Source organism: Saccharopolyspora phatthalungensis (genome assembly GCF_014203395.1).
Classification (GTDB): Bacteria; Actinomycetota; Actinomycetes; order Mycobacteriales; family Pseudonocardiaceae; genus Saccharopolyspora; species Saccharopolyspora phatthalungensis.
Genome location: NZ_JACHIW010000001.1, coordinates 4,954,052 through 4,969,628 on the forward strand (window position 1 = coordinate 4,954,052; position 15,577 = coordinate 4,969,628).

Genomic DNA, 15,577 nt, shown 5'->3' on the forward strand with positions numbered 1-15,577 from the left:
GTTTGCCCGTGGCGACGCGGGCGTGTCGTTGGAGGATGTGGTGGCTTTGGTTGCGGTGCGGCTTGATGAGGTGGGTCGTGCTGAGACGGTCCGGTTTTCCCGGAAGTTGGCGGAAAGACTGGACACGCAAGAGAACCCTGATCAACAGTGGCCGCACCTGTCTGCGCGCTACCCCAAGTCTGCAAGATCACGAAGTGCTGCCGGAGTATCAACCACCGCCCGCCGAGCGCCTTCGTGCCGAGATTTCACGAGTCGTCGCTGTCCCGGGCCTCCGTGGGCTCGCGGTGTTCCTCACCGAGCGGTACGGGCTTGCGCGCTAGCAGAAGCAGGACCGTCGCGGCCAGCACCGCTACCGTGGCGGCGAGGATCAACCCCGCGACCTGTACACCTTGCAGTTGTGCGATTACGCCGCAGACCACGACCGGCACGGAGATTGCCACATAGGCCACCACGAAGAAGCTGGATGCGACCTCGGCCCGCTGTCTCGGCGGCGCGGCCCGGTTGACCGCAGCCAAACCGGTTCGGAAGCTCAGCCCCTGGCCGAGCCCGGCCACCACCGCGCCGAGGATCACCAACAGCAGTGAAGGCAGTGCGAGGCCGAGCGCGAGCAGGCACATTCCCATGATCAAACCGACGCACCCGACGACCAGCGCGCGTTTCCGGAAGACCACAACCAGCATGGTCTGCCCGGCTAACGATGCCGCGAACACGGCGAACACGACCAGGCCGACAATCGCGTGGTTCGCGATGCCTAGCACTTGGCTGAGGAAACCCGGCGACACGGCCGTGAACAGGCCCAGTACGGCGAAGCCCGCGAAGGCAGCCAAGCCGGCCCGTACGAAGATCTCTCGCGCCTGCGGAGGCACTCTGAGGCGCTGCAGGTGCAGGCGGACCCGGCCTTCAGTCTGCACCGGCTCCGGCAAGAACCACACGAGCACTACTGCCGGAATGATGAGAGCGAGGTCCACCCAGAACGTGAGCCGCAACGGTGCCACGGCGAGCTGTGCGAGTAGGCCGGCCATCAGCGGGCCGGAGCCCAATCCGCCGATGTTGGCCAACGTGGCGACTACCGTCGCGTGTCCCGCTGCCTTGCGCGGCGCGAGATCCGCAAGTGCTGCCGTCGCGGTGCCGGTGAAGATCCCCGCCGACAGACCCGAGAGTATGCGCCCTGCCAGCAGCAGGCCGATCTCTTGAGCGACGAGGAACACCACGGCGCTGAGTCCGGATAGTGCCAGCCCCGCAAGAAGAACCCGTCGTCGGCCGATCTCGTCGGACAGGCGGCCGAAGACAAGGAGCGCGGCAATGACTCCGACCGCATACGTCGCGAAGACCACAGTGACCATCAGCTCGGAGAAGCCGAACTCCCTGCTGTAGATCGGGTACAGCGGCGTCGGCAGGGTGGTGCCAATCATGGTTACCGTGAACGCATAGGTCACCACGGCGAAACTCACGCGTCGGCCGAATCGCGGTGAGCCACTCCTGGACAGGAACCAGACTCTCGGGTTTGCGAACGTCATCGGCTGACACCGTCCTTGTGGCGCCAAGGCCCCAGGATGGCATCGACGACATGCTGAGCAAAGCGCTCGCGGGGGTGCGCGGGTGGAAAATCACGTTGCGTGCCTTCGCGCTACGAGATCGTATGGGGCCGCGAATGAGTCTTGGCTTTTCGAAAGGTTCGATGCGTGCCGGGCCTACGGCTCGTTGACGACCGTAACCCGGGCTTTTTCTCGTGGCGGCGCCTGTTCGGGTAGTTGCACGCTGCTGCCGTGATCGGTGCGGGCCTCGCGCATCATGTCGCGGACCTCGCTCAAGAGCAGGACTTGAGCCATCGTTGCCCAGTACAGCGCCTCAGCGTTCGGCTTCAGCTGGGGGGCCGCCGCCCGCGCCCGGGCAAGCGCCTCATCGGCGTCGGTAATGGTTTTCCTGGACTTCTTATTCTTGGCCATGCACTGTATCTACCCTTCGGCGCGATCATCCACACGCAATCCGCGCTGGTCGTCGCATACGGCGCGGCAGCCATCGCGAAGCGCGTCGGCTACGGGTAGTACAGGTCGATGCCGGTGGGCTGCGCAGCGGTCCATTCTACTGTGGACCGTCGGAGTCGGGTGGGCTGTGCAGCCGCAGGCGGCCACCGGGGGCCTCGACGCGGTCGGTGAGACCGGCCAGGCCGGGGGCTGGCGACCCGCGACCCACTCCGGCCATCGGACTTCTGTTCGATAAGCGCTCGCTGCCTGGTCGCTGTCACAGTCCTCGGTTGCGGTCTAGCCTTACACCGGGCCTGTGAGCATGTAGCAATATTATATTGCTACAAGGTTTTTCGATCGTGCTCGAAGGCGATGCATGCGGACCGCTGGCAGGCGTGCGGGTCTTGGATGTGACCCAGATGCTGGCGGGGCCGATGGCGGCGATGAGGCTGGCCGATCTCGGGGCCGACGTGATCAAGATCGAGCCGCCGGAGGCCGGGGAGTTCAACCGGACCCATGGCTATGCCGGGGTGGATATCGAGGGGCACAAGACGACATTTCTGGGGCTGAACCGCAACAAGCGCAGCCTCGCCGTGGACTTGAAGTCCGCGGCAGGACGCGAACTGTTCCACAAGCTCGTGGCCGGCGCCGATGTGCTGGTGCAGAACTTCCGTGTCGGCACCGTGCAGCGGCTCGGGATCGATTTCGAGGCAGTGCACAAGATCAACCTCCGGCTGGTTTACGCGTCGATCAGCGGCTATGGCCTGTCCGGCCCGGGTGCGGGGCGTCCCGGTCAGGATCTGGTGCTGCAGGGCTATTCGGGCTCGATGTGGTTTGTGGGCGCGGAAAGCGATCCGCCCGTGCCGGGCGGGATCCCGGCCATCGACGCGATGACCGGCTACCAGGTTGCGATAGGCGTGCTGGCCGCGCTGCGAGGGCGGGACGCGACGGGAGTAGGCACGCACGTCGAGGTGGACATGCTCTCGGTGGTGCTGGACGCGCAGGTGCAGGAACTGGTGACGTACCTCAACGCCGGAGTCGTTCCCGCACGCGGTACGGAAGCCGGCGCGCACGCCTGGGTCGGTGCGCCGTACGGGGTCTACCGCACCGCCGACGGGTGGTTGACGCTGGCGATGTGTCCCGTCGATGTACTGGGTGACGCGCTTGATGACGACGTGCTTCGCTCGTACACCCGCCACGAGGACGCGCAGCTGCACTCGGCCGAGATCTATCGGCGGATCCGTCCCCGCTTCGCCGAGCGGACGACGCAGCAGTGGATCGAGCACCTCGACGGGTTCAACATCTGGAGCGGTCCGGTCTACGATTACCGCGCTCTCGAAGCCGACGCCCAGGTCCAGGCGCGTGGGCTGATCGTCGAGATGGAACATCCCGAGGCGGGAACGGTACGCACGATCGCCTCGCCGATCCGGCTCGATGGCCGGGTTTCCTCGATCAGAAAGGCGCCGCCGCTGCTCGGTGCCGATACCCGCGACCTGCTCACCGAGCTCGGCTACGCGGAAAGCGCCTCCAACCGCCGCTGAACCCACTGACCCGCCATCCAGCCGCAGCAGCGGGCCCCAGCACAATCCACCATCACCACAACGACTTTTTCAGGTGTAAGTAGCTAGGAAAGCGCTTCACCGTCGGGCCGAGAGCCCGGTGAGGAGCACGCGTAGCGCGTCGTCGAGGGTGCCTCGTGTTTCGATTCGTGTCAGGTCGGTTGCAAGGTTCGCGACGTGGTCGAAGCCTCGTTCGACTGCTGTCTGGTGCATGGCTTCGCGGGCGGCGTCCTGGTCGCGGTCGTCCAGGCTGGCGCGGGCGCGTTCGAACACGATGTGTCCGACGGTGGCTGAGAACGTCTGCCAGAACGCGCGGGCTGCCCGGGGGCCCGTGATGCCACCGTGTTCGAGCGCGGAGAGCACTTGTTCCGCCAGGCGCGCCAGGCCTGCCGAGCCCGGCGGCAGGCGCCGCGTGGCGAGCATCTGCACGGCACCGGGCTGCTCCTCGACGAGGTCCCGCCACGCGAGCATCGTCTGCACGATCTGCTCGCGCCAGTCCGTCGTCGTGGTGTAGGGGATCTCCATCCGGTCGAGCAGGTGCAGCAGCATCGCGTCCAGCAGTTCGTCCTTGGACGTGACGAACTTGTAGACCGACATCGGCGAGATGCCGAGTGCGGTCGCGACCCTTCTGATCGACAACGCTTCCAGGCCCTTGTTTGCGGAGAGCTCGAGCGCCGCCCGTACGACGTCCGGCTGTGAAATCTGGGTGGTTACCGCCGGTGGAGTCCGGTTTTCGGGGCTGGTGTCGGGGCGCGACATGTGTTTGGCTTACCGGCCATATACGGCGTACTAAATCCAGATACGGTGTAAAGGAGGTGGTCATGTGAGACCCGAACTCCCCGAACCGGCGGTGGCGGTGCGTTCCGCGACGCAAGGCCGCGGTGCGGATCGTGCCGCTGGTCGCGGTGATGTACGTGATCAGCTATGTCGATCGTGTCAACGTCGGCTTCGCCGCGGCGACGATGAAGCCCCGAAGGACTGGCGGATCTACGTGGTCTCGCTGATCGCGTTTGCCTCCAACATCGGCGGCTACGCCCTGTCGTTCTTCTTGCCGCAGGTCATCGCGGAACTGTACCGGCAGTTCGGGCAGCCGGTGACGCTGACGAGGACCGCTGTGCTGACCGCTATCCCGTATGCAGTCGCTTCGGTCGCGGTGCTTCTGGTCGCACGCAGCAGCGACCGCATGCAGGAACGGCACTTCCACGCCGCCGTGCCCCTGGTGGTCGGCGCCGTCGCTCGCCGTCGCACTAGACCGGAAGGGTTTCAATGACCAGCACGAAGAACCCGCCCTATGCCGACATCCCCCGCATCCGCAGGCTCCTCGCCGAAAGCGGGCTCGACGCAATCGTCTCGACATGGCCGGAGAACACCGCGTACCTGTCCGGCTTCTACCACCCCGACCTGTGGGACCCGGTGCACGGCTTCCACCTCGAGGACTTCGTCCACATCGGACCAGAACGCACGACGAACCTTACACACCCCGACAGGCAGCACCGGATCATCGAGGCGGGCGTATGAACACCGACAGCACCGAACTGCGCTCTGCCCACCGCAAGGCGACCCGCCGCCTGGTCCCGATCCTCGTGTTGCTGCTGTTCATCAACTACCTCGACCGGGTCAACGTCGGCTTCGCGGCGCCCACCATGAATCCCGCGCTCGGCATGACCACCACCGGCTACGGGCTCGGCGTCGCCCTCTTCTTCGTCGGCTACGTCCTGCTCGAAGTGCCGAGCAACTACGTGCTCTACCGCGTCGGCGCCCGCCGCTGGCTGGCCCGGATCGCGCTGACCTGGGGCGTCGTCGCCGCCCTGCACGCGGCCGTCAGCGGCACCGGCACCTTCGTGGTGGCGCGTGTCCTGCTAGGGATCGCCGAAGCCGGCCTGCTGCCGGGAATTCTCTGGTACATCTCGCAGTGGTTCAGCGGACGGCGACGCGTCTTCGTGCTGGGGGCGTACTACGTCGCGGTTCCACTTTCCACCGCGATCGGCGGGCCGCTGTCCAACTGGCTCATCCACCACGGACAGCAGACCTTCGGGGTCGAGGGCTGGCGTTTCATGTTCGCAGTGGAGGGCATCGCCGCCGTCGTGCTCGGGTTCGTGGTGCTGTTCCTGCTCACCGATACCCCGGCCGCCGCGCGCTGGCTCACCCCGGGCGAGCGCCAGGCCCTCATCGAAGCCAACCAGTCCGGGCGCGAGGACGGCGGCAGGCACTCCTTCCTGTCGGCCCTGCGCAGCGCGACAACCATCCGGCTCGCGATCGTGTTCCTGCTCCTGACCTTCCCGATGTTCGCGATCACGTTCTTCGTCCCGCTGGTCGCTACCGGCCTCGTCGCCGACCACAGCGGCACCGCGGTGGACGTGGTCACGTTCATCCCGTTCGCACTGGGCGCGATCGCCTCGGCCGCCTGGAGCCGGATGGCCCGCCGCACGCTGCGCGGTCGGCATCTCGCGCTGCCCGCCCTGCTCGCCGGAGTGGGGGTGGCGTTGTGCGCCTTCGCCGGCACGTCGTTCCCCTTGCTGGTCGCCGGTGTCGCTTGTTCCGCCATCGGCATCTACGCCGCCATCCCGGTGTTCTGGAGCATCACAAGTGCGGGCCTCGACGGCGCCGCCGCCGCGAGCGGCCTCGCGCTCATCAACACCGTCGGCGCCATCGGCGGGTTCATCGCGGGGTACGCCACGGGCTGGTTGCGTGAGCTCAGCGGCGGTTACCAGCTTCCGTTCGGCGTCATGGCACTGGCCCTGGTCCTTTGTGGACTTCTGTCCTTCACCATCCCGCGAAGCAACACCGCGGAGGTAGCCTCGTCCGGCACGAAGCAGGTGAGTCAATAAGTGGTTCGACGCCAGCTTCCCAAACCGGGCGAGGTCTTCGAGCTGATGCGCTTCAAGAAGCCCGAGCTCAACGCGAAACGCCGTCGCCTGAACGCCGCGTTGACGATCCACGACCTGCGCGACATCGCCCGCAGGCGCACCCCGAAGGCCGCCTTCGACTACACAGACGGCTCCGCCGAAGGCGAGCTCTCCCTGGCCCGGGCCCGCCGAGCATTCGAAGACGTCGAGTTCCACCCCTACGTCCTGCGCAACGTCGCCGACGTCGACACCTCCATTACCGTGTTCGGCGGAGCTTCCGCGCTCCCATTCGGCATCGCCCCGACCGGCTTCACCCGGCTCATGCACACCGATGGAGAGATCGCGGGCGCGCAAGCGGCCGCGGCGGCCGGAATCCCGTTCTCGCTGTCCACCCTGGGCACCACCTCGATCGAGGACGTCCAGGAAGCGAACCCCCTTGGCCGCAACTGGTTCCAGCTCTACGTCATGCGTCACCGCGAGATCTCCCACGACCTCGTGGAACGCGCCGCGAAAGCGGGTTTCGACACGCTCTTCTTCACCGTCGACACCCCCGTGGCCGGAGCCCGGCTCCGGGACAACCGCAACGGCTTCTCCATCCCGCCACAACTCACCCTGTCCACCGTGTCCAACGCGATCCCCAGACCGTGGTGGTGGTTCGACTTCCTCACCACGCCGAAGCTCGAATTCGCCTCCCTGTCCAGCACCGGTGGCACCGTGGGTGACCTGCTTGACGCCGCGATGGACCCGACGGTCACCTTCGAAGACCTCGATGCCATCCGCCGAATCTGGCCCGGCAAGCTGGCCGTCAAGGGCGTGCAGAACCTCGAAGACGCCCGGAAGCTGGCCGACCTCGGCGTCGACGGCATCGTGCTGTCCAACCAAGATCCTGGCCGAACAGATCGTGCGGACTATGAAACTGCTGGGCGCACGGTCGGTGGAGGAACTGACCCCGAAGCACGTCACCAGCTCTCGCGGCTGCATGCCCGGGTGCCGGTCGGCTCAGCGTTCGGCGCTCGCCCGGAGCGGAGACCCTGAACAGGTCCGGTCAGTAGGTAGAGCTGCACCGTGCCGGAAAGTGACCCGCACTACGAGATCAAGAGCGACAAAACCGAGCACATCGCCATGCACAAGGGAAGCGCACCGACGAAACTGTAACGAGCCGGCCGGGTGCTTCCAGGCCATACTCGGGGCATCACACGACCGATTCAGCAACCTGGACGAACAAGTGAGTGACCTGGGCGAGGCAGCAGATGACGAACCGTATCTGTACGGTGGGGCATTCAACGCGCGACTTCGACGAGTTGCTGGCGATGTTGCGAAGCAATGAGATCACATACTTGGTCGATGTTCGCTCGTTTCCCTCGTCGAGGAAGTTCCCGCAATGGAACAAGTCGGCGATCATCGACGCACTGCCGCCCGATATCGGATACCGGTGGATCCCGAAATTGGGTGGCCGGCGACATACCCCGAAGGGCGTGTCGAGCGTGAACGGCGCATGGCGGGTCAAAGCCTTCCGCGATTACGCCGACTACCTGGGTAGCGATGAATTCATGGCGGGCCTGAATGAATTGCTTGACCTGGCCGAAAACGAACGGCCGGCGATCATGTGCAGCGAGGCGGTGCCGTGGCGCTGCCATCGCAGGCTGATCGCTGATGCATTGATCGTCGCGGGCGCGGAGGTGGCGCACATCATGTCGACCACGACGACGAAGCCGGCGGTCCTGCACAAGCACGCGCATGTCCAGAACGGGCACCTAACCTACCCGCCTCACCCCTGATGCCGGCATGAGCATCATGGAGGATGTCCGTGAAGCAGTCCGCGCTATCCCGGCTGGCTCTGTCGCTTCCTACGGTGACGCGACTGGCTTCGCAACGTTGGTCTGCTCCGCTGCGATGTCCTATGTTGTCGCTACCTCGGGTGACAGAGGTGCGTTGACCTCGCTGCGTGGCTCTGTTGCGCCCATGATGGTTTCGCTGTCACCGAGGTTGGCTCGCCTGCGGCTGGACAAGATCGTGGTGGGTGTGGCCGATCATAGGCATTCGGGTTCGCAGCGTGCAGGTACCGCGCTCCAGATGTGGGGGATGGAGACGCAATGGATGATGTTGTTCCGGCTCGGCCGGACTTTGTCGGACGCTGGCGTGGATTCGATCGGGCACAGGTCATCGAGCATGTTGATCTGCTCGAAGCCGAGCTACGTCGACTCCGTGAAGAGTTTCGGGCCAAAGACGAAGCGTTGCGGGCCAAAGACGAAGCGTTGCGGGCCAAAGACGAAGCGTTTCGGGCCAAAGACGAAGCGTTTCGGGCCAAAGACACTGGCGTACCGTCCGACTCGGAGATCGTTGAGTTCGCTGAGAAGCGTGCGACCGCGATCATCGAACAGGCGCGAACGGAGGCTGGGGTGCTCTTGGCGGAGGCAGAGCGAGCCGCCGAACAGATCAGGACGCAGGCTTGCGATTTCGCCCGCGGCATCGCGGAGCGCCAGGCAGCCCTTGATCGAGAAACCGCCAGGCGGAAGAGGGAGCAAAGCGAGCGCGAACACCGCCTTCGGCGAAAGGTCCAAACAGAGTACAAACGGATCACAGCGATAGCGCAGAACGATGCCGAAGGTCTGCTCGATCACACACAGCGTCGTTGCGAGCGGCGAAACGCCGAGAGCGAAGCGTATAGCCGCCGGATCCGCGAGAAGGCCGAAGAGCGGAAACTGGAGACGGGCGCGGCCTTGGAGTCGTTGCTGCAGGAGGTCGTCAAGCATTCGGCCGTGATACGAGGGCTGCGCCTGCCGGACGACGGGCCTGGCGAGACCCGCACGGAGGAGCAGGCCGCAGGCGTGGAGACCAATGGTCTCGGCATCAGCGCGGCTTCTGAAGCCGACACCGAAGAACAGCACCTACATGGCGCATGGTGATTCGGACGGCCTGGTCGCGAGCCCCGCGCACGGGACACCCGGCGCCGGGTGCTGGGGGAGGCCGCGGTGCACTGCTGTTCCCCGCGCATTTCCCCGGGCCGGGCGCAGCCGAAGTGCGGCGCGTGGGTGACCGGTTCGCGGTGAAGGAGTGGGCGGCATGGCGGTGAGCCCGGCGCCCGCTCGTCCTGCGGGCGAGGATTCCGGTCGGACGCTTCGAGTGGCCCAGCCTGCTCTCGTGCCCGAGGGTGGGAGCAGCACTGCGGCCGCTGGCGGCCGCACGGCGAAGTGGGGGAGCGACATGCCGAAGTTCTTGGTGCAGGGCAGTTACACCGCCGAGGGGACAAAGGGGGTGCTCGCCGAGGGCGGAACCGGGCGGCGGGAGGCTGTTGAAAGGGTCCTCGGTTCGTGCGGCGGAACGCTCGAGTCGATGTACTTCGCTTTCGGCGACCATGATTTCTACATCGTTGTCGACATGCCCGACGATGTCTCCATGGCCGCCACGGCTATGGCAGTGCAAGCCTCCGGGGCCGTGACGTCCAGGGCGGTGCGGCTCCTCCGTCCCGAGGACATCGACGAGGCCGCGAGGAAGGCTGTCGACTTCCGCGCCCCCGGAGCCTGACCGCGGCTTATTTCGGTGGCGGCGCGCTTGTGCTCGACGGGAGCCGGCTGGGCACTGGCCCGTGCTGTCGGATACCGCGACGCCGTCGTTATTTCATTGGCCGGCAGCGAACTGGAATTCGAGCAGGCAGCGTTCATCGGTCAGGTCGGTCACAGCGTCAAGGACCAGGCCGTGCGGCGAGGCGAGCGTGCGGAACTCGTTGATTCGGCGCTCACGGCTGCCGAAAATCACGAGCATGGATAGGTCGCTCTCGCTGTTGGCCCGCAGCCCCCCGGCGGCTTCGATGACCAGAACTCGCCCGGCTGGCTGAGCGGCCTCGACGCAACGGCTCAGGATGCGGTGGGCGTGCTCGTCATGCCAGTTGTGGAGGATGTCGAACAACAAATAGGCTCCCGCTCCCGCGAAGATGCACTTTGTCATGCGTGTCAACGGGAAATCAATCCTGTGGTCGCACCCCTCGATCCGGGCCTGCTCGTTGATTGGTCGCAGGTCGCCGTGCCAAGGCCTGTCGCTGCGGGGGGCCTAGCCGCCATCGGCCGTCACGTGAGGGCCCCGCACTGTTGGTCGACACTGGAGTCGGCGAAGGCCCGGCAACCATAGCGGTTGCCGGGTCGGCGGGCAGCGCCCATGGATGCCCCCGATGGACGCGACGTGGCGCGATTTCGCATCCAACTTCGCCGGCATTTTCACCCCGGTTCTCCTCGGCATCATGCTCGACAAGACCGGCTCCCACGCTCTCCAGCTCCTGGCGATCGGCCTCGTCGCGGTGGCCGGCGCGATCAACTATCTCCTGGTGATGCCGAAAATCGCACCGCTGCGGGTCCACACGTCCGCCGCCGTCGCGCGCTCGGGCGACGTGCTTGGCGGCCACGACCAAGGAGTTCGCGAGCAAGGATGATGCGACGTCGGAGCTAGAGCCAGTTCACCGGGCAGGTGGCGGTATCCGCACTCCCACCACAGCGTCGTGTCGAACTCGCCGAACTCCCGCGCAACCGTCGCGTCGTCCCACACTGTCACCGGCCCGTCACCGTCCATGATGGGCACGCTAGCGCCCCGCTAGCGGCGCGAGCGCGAACCCGGCCGGATGCACGGTGAGGTTCGCTTCGTCGCGGTGGGGAGGGATGTGATTCAGGCGAAAATTCGGGCGACATCGGCGCATCGATGCGGAACACTCTCGGGCGGGGCGATGAATTCTGCCGGGCTTGCCGGTCTTTACCGGTGCCACTACCCACGTCCATGTCGGCGGCCGTTGGCTGCGAGGCGACTGTGACCAGGAACCCAGCGAGGTGCTGCCATGTCAGCTGCGATCCAAGAACGACCGGCCGTGCAGGCGGGCCGCACACCGACCGTGGTGCGGCTGCTGGTGCTGGCCACGTTCGTGGTGATCCTCAACGAGACCATCATGATCAATGCTATCCCGCGGTTGATGGACTCGTTTGGCGTCACCGAGCAGGCGGCGCAGTGGGTTTCCACCGCGTTCATGCTCACCATGGCCGCCGTTATTCCGATCACCGGCTGGTTCCTGCAGCGGGTCACCACCCGCCAGGCCTATGCGATCGCGATGGGCGTGTTCCTCGCGGGCACCGTCCTGTCTGCCGTCGCGCCGTCGTTCGGGTTGCTGCTGCTGGGTCGGATCGTGCAGGCCTCAGGCACAGCCGTGATGATGCCGCTGTTGATGACGACGTTGACGACGGTGGTGCCCGAGGAGGGCCGGGGCAGGGTGATGGGCAACGTCACCCTGGCGATATCGGTGGCGCCCGCGCTCGGGCCTGCCATTTCCGGGCTGATTTTGCAGGTCGGCTCCTGGCGATTGCTGTTCGTGGCCGTCCTGCCCATCGCGGGTGTGGTGACCGTGTTCGGGCTGCGCAAGCTGGACAACATCGGCGAACCGCAGGTGAGCTCCATCGACTGGTTGAGCGTCGCTGTGGCGGCGGTCGGTTTCGGTGGCCTGGTGTATGGGCTGAGCCTGTTCGGCGAAAGCGGCGGCGGGGTCGGACTCGGTGTCGGCATGGTCATCGCCGCGGCCGGGGCGATCGTTGTTTTCGTGATCCGCCAGCTCAAGCTGCAACGCACCGGTGTGCCTCTGATGGACCTGCGCACCCTCGGGTACCGCACCTATGGCCTGTCCTTGGCCCTGATGTCCATCGGGTTCCTGGCGATGCTCGGGTCGATGATCCTGCTGCCGCTGTACCTGCAGAACCTGCGGGGGCTTAGCCCGCTGGAGACCGGCCTGCTGGTCATGCCGGGCGGTCTGGCCATGGGCCTGCTGGGGCCGAGCGTCGGGCGGGTGTTCGACCGGTTCGGCAGTCGGCCGCTGGTGCTGCCCGGCTCGATCGGCATGGTGCTCGCCCTCGGCGGGTTCACCCAGGTCTCGATGACCATGCCGTACTGGCAGGTGCTGGGGCTGCACGCGCTGTTGATGGTGAGCCTGGCGGCGACGTTCACCCCCGTCTTCACGCTGGGCATGGGCGCGCTTCCTGAGCACCTGTACTCGCACGGCAGCTCGATGCTCGGGACGTTCCAGCAAGTTGCCGCGGCGTTCGGGACCGCGCTTGTGGTGACGGTGATGTCTGGGCGCGCCGGCCACCTGGTCGCCGCCGGCGTCGCCGCCGTGCCTGCACAGGTGAGCGGGATGAAGCTGGCCTTTGGCGTCGCGGCCGCCCTCGCCCTGGTGACGATCGTCGTTGCGGCGAAGCTGCCGCGGCGGATCACGGCCGCCGACGGATAACGTCGGAGCGCGGTCGAGAGGCGGGCCCGTTGACGAGATCGTGCGGGGAGATGCCGAGACGGGCGAGCGGGACTTTGGCTGCTTCCGGCCTTGCCGGTCCGAATCCCGTGTTCCCATAGGAAAAGCAGAAGGCCCCTGACCGGCGGTGCAGTTCACCGGTCAGGGGCCTCTTGGTGTGATCAGCCTACGTCAGCCGTCGGACTCCGACGACGGGATGTAGGCGCCCGGCACGTCGGCCGGCGCGTAGACCTTGTCCTCACCCGGGTAGGGCTGCGTCCACCCGTGCGTCTGGTACCACGTGAAGTGGTTCATCTGCGCGGGGTTCGCGAAGTCGGGCTTGGCGTCGGGTCCGGACAGGTGCTGGTGCGTCAGCCACTCGTCCCACTGCGCCGGCACCTGCTGCTTGTCCGCCGGCACCGCTGTGGCCGCTGGCACCGTCGCGGCCGCGGCGTTCTGCGGCGCGGGGGTGTCCAGACCACAGGCAGGCGGGGTCTTCAGACCCGCGGTCAGCGAGGTCCGGTTGGGCAGAGCGGTGAACGGCGTGTAGTCGGGCGCCTGGGTGAACGCCCCACTCATCGGGGAGGCCGCGCTGTCCTTCTGGTTCATCGGGTGGATCCCGAGGATCTGCTCGATGGTCCGGATCATCGTGATCTGCGAGTAGTAGTGGCTGTCGACGATGCCGTGCCTGGCCCAGGGGCTGATGATCTGGATCGGGGCACGGTGGCCGTCGACGTGGTCGAGGCCGGCCTGGGAGTCGTCCTCGACCACGAAGATCGCCGAGTCCTTCCAGTACTGGCTGTGCGAGATCGTGTCGACGATCTTGCCGACCGCGAGGTCGTTGTCCGCGACCTGGGCGGCCCCGTTCGGCGGACCACCGGTGTGGTCGCTGGAGAGCCAGAACATGTTCAGGTTCGCCGGCCCGTTCTTCTCGAAGTCACGCTTCCAGATCTCGGTCCGGTAGATGTCCGGGACGCTGGTGTCGAACTTCGGGAAGCCGTGCACCGATACGTCGTTGAGCGACGGGATCGGCGAGGACGAATTCATGGGGTAGGCGGTGTCCTGACCGGTCGCCTGCATGTTCTTGGTGTCGCAGTACAGGTTCTGCCAGGTCGCGCCGGGCGGTTTCGTCAGGAACTGCTGGAACTCACCGAAGTCCCGCACGCTCTTGCCGGCCGCCTGCGCACCGCTCCAGATGAAGCCGGTCCGCTGGTGGCCGAGCGCGTCGTCCTCGGTGTCGTAGCTGCGCTTGTACTCGCCGGCCGAGGACTCGGTGTACTCCGGGTCGTCGGCCTGCATCAGCCAGTTGTGCCCCTCGGCGGAGTTCGTGCCGATGTCGTAGGTGTTGTCATACAGCCCGAACTGCTGGGCCATCGCGTGCTGGTTCGGCGTCACGTTCTCGCCGAATTGCGCCAGGGACGGGTCGCCGTTGCCACGCGGGACGTCACCGAATACCTGGTCGTAGGTCCGGTTCTCCTTGACGATCAGGAAGACGTGCTTGATCGTCGAGGGGTCGCCGAGCCGCAGCGGGACCGGCACCGGCTTTGCGTTGCCCTTGCCCTCGGTCAACGTGACCGAGCCGCCGTTCCAGCCGTTCTGGCTGAAGACCTTGCCGGTCTCGGACTTGATGACACTGTCGTCCGGCAGCGTGAACCGTTGCAGGCTCGACGTCGTGTCGTGGGTGCCGTGCCCGGCCTTGTTCGTGGGGCGGCGGGCGTCGATACCGCGGGTGTTGGAGACCAGGACGTCGTTGCCGACGGTGGTGATCTCCGCGGGGAAGTAGTCCGTCGGGAGCAGGCCGACGTAGCTGACTGGCTCCAGCGGGCTCGTGTACCGGTAGACGGCGACCGCGTTGGCGCGGCCGAGCGTCACCAGCAGGTGCCCGTCGTCGGTGAGCGTCACCGCGTCGGGCTCGTAGCCCACCGACGCCTCCGGCCACGGCTGGGTGGCGATGGTCTGGACGACCTTGTTGCTGGCGGTGTCGATGACCGACACGTCGTTGGTGGCGGTGTTGGTGACGAACAGCGCCCCGTTTTTGGCGTACAGGGCGGTCGGGTGCAGACCGACGTCGATGCTCGCGACGGCAGCGGCCGGGTTCGCCAGGTCGATGACGCTGACCGTGCCGGTGGTGGTGGCACCGGTGGAGGGGTCGGCCGGGACCTGGGTGTTGTAGGAGTTCTGCGTGGCGTCGCCGGGCTTCGCCGGGCGCCCGCCCTCGTTGCTGACGTAGAGCTTGGTGCCGACCTTGACCATGTCACGCGGCGCGTTGCCCACGGCCCAGGTCTGCTGGATGGCCCCGGTCGCCGCGTTGATGGCGACGACGCGGTTCTGACCGTTGACGGCGGAGTACACGGTCGAGCCGTCGGGCGAGAACACCGCCTCACCCACCAGCGCGTGCTTGGGCCCGTCCGCCGGAATCGAGACGAAGGTCGGGTTGCCGACGGTGCCGTCCGGGTTCACGGAGAACTTGCGGTAGCCGTCGATCTGACCCAGCCACAGCTGCGAACCGTCGGGCGAGTATGTGGGGCCTTCCTGGCCCACGTCGTTGCCGCTGATGCGCAGGTTCGCCGACGCGGAGTTGCCGACGACCTGCTGCTCCTTCCAGTTCTTTAAGTCCACAATTGACAAAGCCATCCCGCCGTCGGTGACCGAGGCCGCGAGGTGGGTGCCATCCGGGCTGACCGAAGACGACATGATCTTGCCGTTGTTGATGACGAGGCGGTCGCCGATCGGGGCGATGTACTGGTCGGCGGAGACGACCTGCCCCTGATCGGTGGTCTGGCCCACCTGGTCGGTGCCGAACCGGTGCGTTTGGGCGAAACCGATGCCGGTGCCGGCGGCGACGACGGCGACAGCGGTGGTGCCTGCCGTTACGAGGGGTATCCGGCGGCTGATGCGTCGACCGAGAAGGCCGGAATGGCCCTTCTCGACACGCCGCCTGCGGCGTGTTACCTGCAT

At 66.4% G+C, this 15,577-nt stretch carries 16 protein-coding genes; 11 read left to right on the top strand and 5 right to left on the bottom strand.

Annotation, left to right across the window (positions count from 1 at the left end):
• Window positions 1-245 precede the first annotated feature (245 nt).
• Window positions 246-1,517, bottom strand: coding sequence for an MFS transporter (locus BJ970_RS22745; protein ID WP_184728125.1), 1,272 nt, complete (start codon window positions 1,515-1,517; stop codon window positions 246-248).
• A 174-nt stretch (window positions 1,518-1,691) separates the two neighbouring features.
• Window positions 1,692-1,946 carry a hypothetical protein gene (locus BJ970_RS22750; protein WP_184728126.1) on the bottom strand — a complete coding sequence of 85 codons (255 nt, stop codon included), beginning with the start codon at window positions 1,944-1,946 and terminating at the stop codon, window positions 1,692-1,694.
• A 377-nt stretch (window positions 1,947-2,323) separates the two neighbouring features.
• On the opposite strand from BJ970_RS22750, the gene BJ970_RS22755 reads away from it, so the two are divergent.
• Complete coding sequence (locus BJ970_RS22755) at window positions 2,324-3,505, top strand: CaiB/BaiF CoA transferase family protein (RefSeq protein ID WP_184728127.1); 1,182 nt, start codon at window positions 2,324-2,326, stop codon at window positions 3,503-3,505.
• Window positions 3,506-3,601: 96 nt separating this feature from the next.
• Here BJ970_RS22755 and BJ970_RS22760 read toward each other — a convergent pair whose 3' ends face one another.
• Window positions 3,602-4,282: a TetR/AcrR family transcriptional regulator gene (locus BJ970_RS22760; protein ID WP_184728128.1), complete on the bottom strand. Its 681-nt coding sequence runs from the start codon at window positions 4,280-4,282 to the stop codon at window positions 3,602-3,604.
• A gap of 232 nt (window positions 4,283-4,514) precedes the next feature.
• Here BJ970_RS22760 and BJ970_RS22765 point away from each other — a divergent pair, with 232 nt between their 5' ends.
• The 8 genes from BJ970_RS22765 to BJ970_RS22805 all read left to right on the top strand — a co-directional run bounded on the left by BJ970_RS22765 (window position 4,515) and on the right by BJ970_RS22805 (window position 9,894).
• Window positions 4,515-4,793 (top strand): MFS transporter, encoded by a 279-nt coding sequence (locus tag BJ970_RS22765; protein WP_184728129.1) that lies wholly within the window; start codon window positions 4,515-4,517, stop codon window positions 4,791-4,793.
• Complete coding sequence (locus BJ970_RS22770; protein ID WP_184728130.1) at window positions 4,790-5,041, top strand: aminopeptidase P family N-terminal domain-containing protein; 252 nt, start codon at window positions 4,790-4,792, stop codon at window positions 5,039-5,041. Before BJ970_RS22765 ends, BJ970_RS22770 begins: the two co-directional genes overlap by 4 nt.
• Window positions 5,038-6,351 (top strand): MFS transporter, encoded by a 1,314-nt coding sequence (locus tag BJ970_RS22775; RefSeq protein ID WP_184728131.1) that lies wholly within the window; start codon window positions 5,038-5,040, stop codon window positions 6,349-6,351. Before BJ970_RS22770 ends, BJ970_RS22775 begins: the two co-directional genes overlap by 4 nt.
• Window positions 6,352-7,404: an alpha-hydroxy acid oxidase gene (locus BJ970_RS22780; protein ID WP_184728132.1), complete on the top strand. Its 1,053-nt coding sequence runs from the start codon at window positions 6,352-6,354 to the stop codon at window positions 7,402-7,404.
• A 30-nt stretch (window positions 7,405-7,434) separates the two neighbouring features.
• A complete protein-coding gene (locus BJ970_RS22785; RefSeq protein ID WP_221467273.1) occupies window positions 7,435-7,524 on the top strand; it encodes a DUF2945 domain-containing protein in 90 nt (29 codons plus the stop codon).
• 95 nt (window positions 7,525-7,619) lie between these two features.
• Window positions 7,620-8,147: a DUF488 domain-containing protein gene (locus tag BJ970_RS22790; RefSeq protein WP_184728133.1), complete on the top strand. Its 528-nt coding sequence runs from the start codon at window positions 7,620-7,622 to the stop codon at window positions 8,145-8,147.
• A 315-nt stretch (window positions 8,148-8,462) separates the two neighbouring features.
• Window positions 8,463-9,275 (top strand): hypothetical protein, encoded by an 813-nt coding sequence (locus BJ970_RS37100; protein WP_221467274.1) that lies wholly within the window; start codon window positions 8,463-8,465, stop codon window positions 9,273-9,275.
• A 298-nt stretch (window positions 9,276-9,573) separates the two neighbouring features.
• A complete protein-coding gene (locus BJ970_RS22805; protein WP_184728136.1) occupies window positions 9,574-9,894 on the top strand; it encodes a GYD domain-containing protein in 321 nt (106 codons plus the stop codon).
• Between the two features lie 93 nt (window positions 9,895-9,987).
• Here the strand turns inward: BJ970_RS22805 and BJ970_RS22810 are convergent, their stop codons facing one another.
• Entirely contained in the window at window positions 9,988-10,383 is a 396-nt protein-coding gene (locus tag BJ970_RS22810) for a methyltransferase (RefSeq protein WP_281399596.1), read from the bottom strand.
• A 151-nt stretch (window positions 10,384-10,534) separates the two neighbouring features.
• Between BJ970_RS22810 and BJ970_RS22815 the strand changes: the two genes are divergently transcribed.
• A complete protein-coding gene (locus BJ970_RS22815; protein ID WP_184728138.1) occupies window positions 10,535-10,792 on the top strand; it encodes a hypothetical protein in 258 nt (85 codons plus the stop codon).
• Between the two features lie 396 nt (window positions 10,793-11,188).
• Window positions 11,189-12,622 carry an MDR family MFS transporter gene (locus BJ970_RS22820; RefSeq protein ID WP_184728139.1) on the top strand — a complete coding sequence of 478 codons (1,434 nt, stop codon included), beginning with the start codon at window positions 11,189-11,191 and terminating at the stop codon, window positions 12,620-12,622.
• Between the two features lie 189 nt (window positions 12,623-12,811).
• On the opposite strand, the gene BJ970_RS22825 is transcribed toward BJ970_RS22820, so the two are convergent.
• Entirely contained in the window at window positions 12,812-15,577 is a 2,766-nt protein-coding gene (locus BJ970_RS22825) for a bifunctional YncE family protein/alkaline phosphatase family protein (protein ID WP_184728140.1), read from the bottom strand.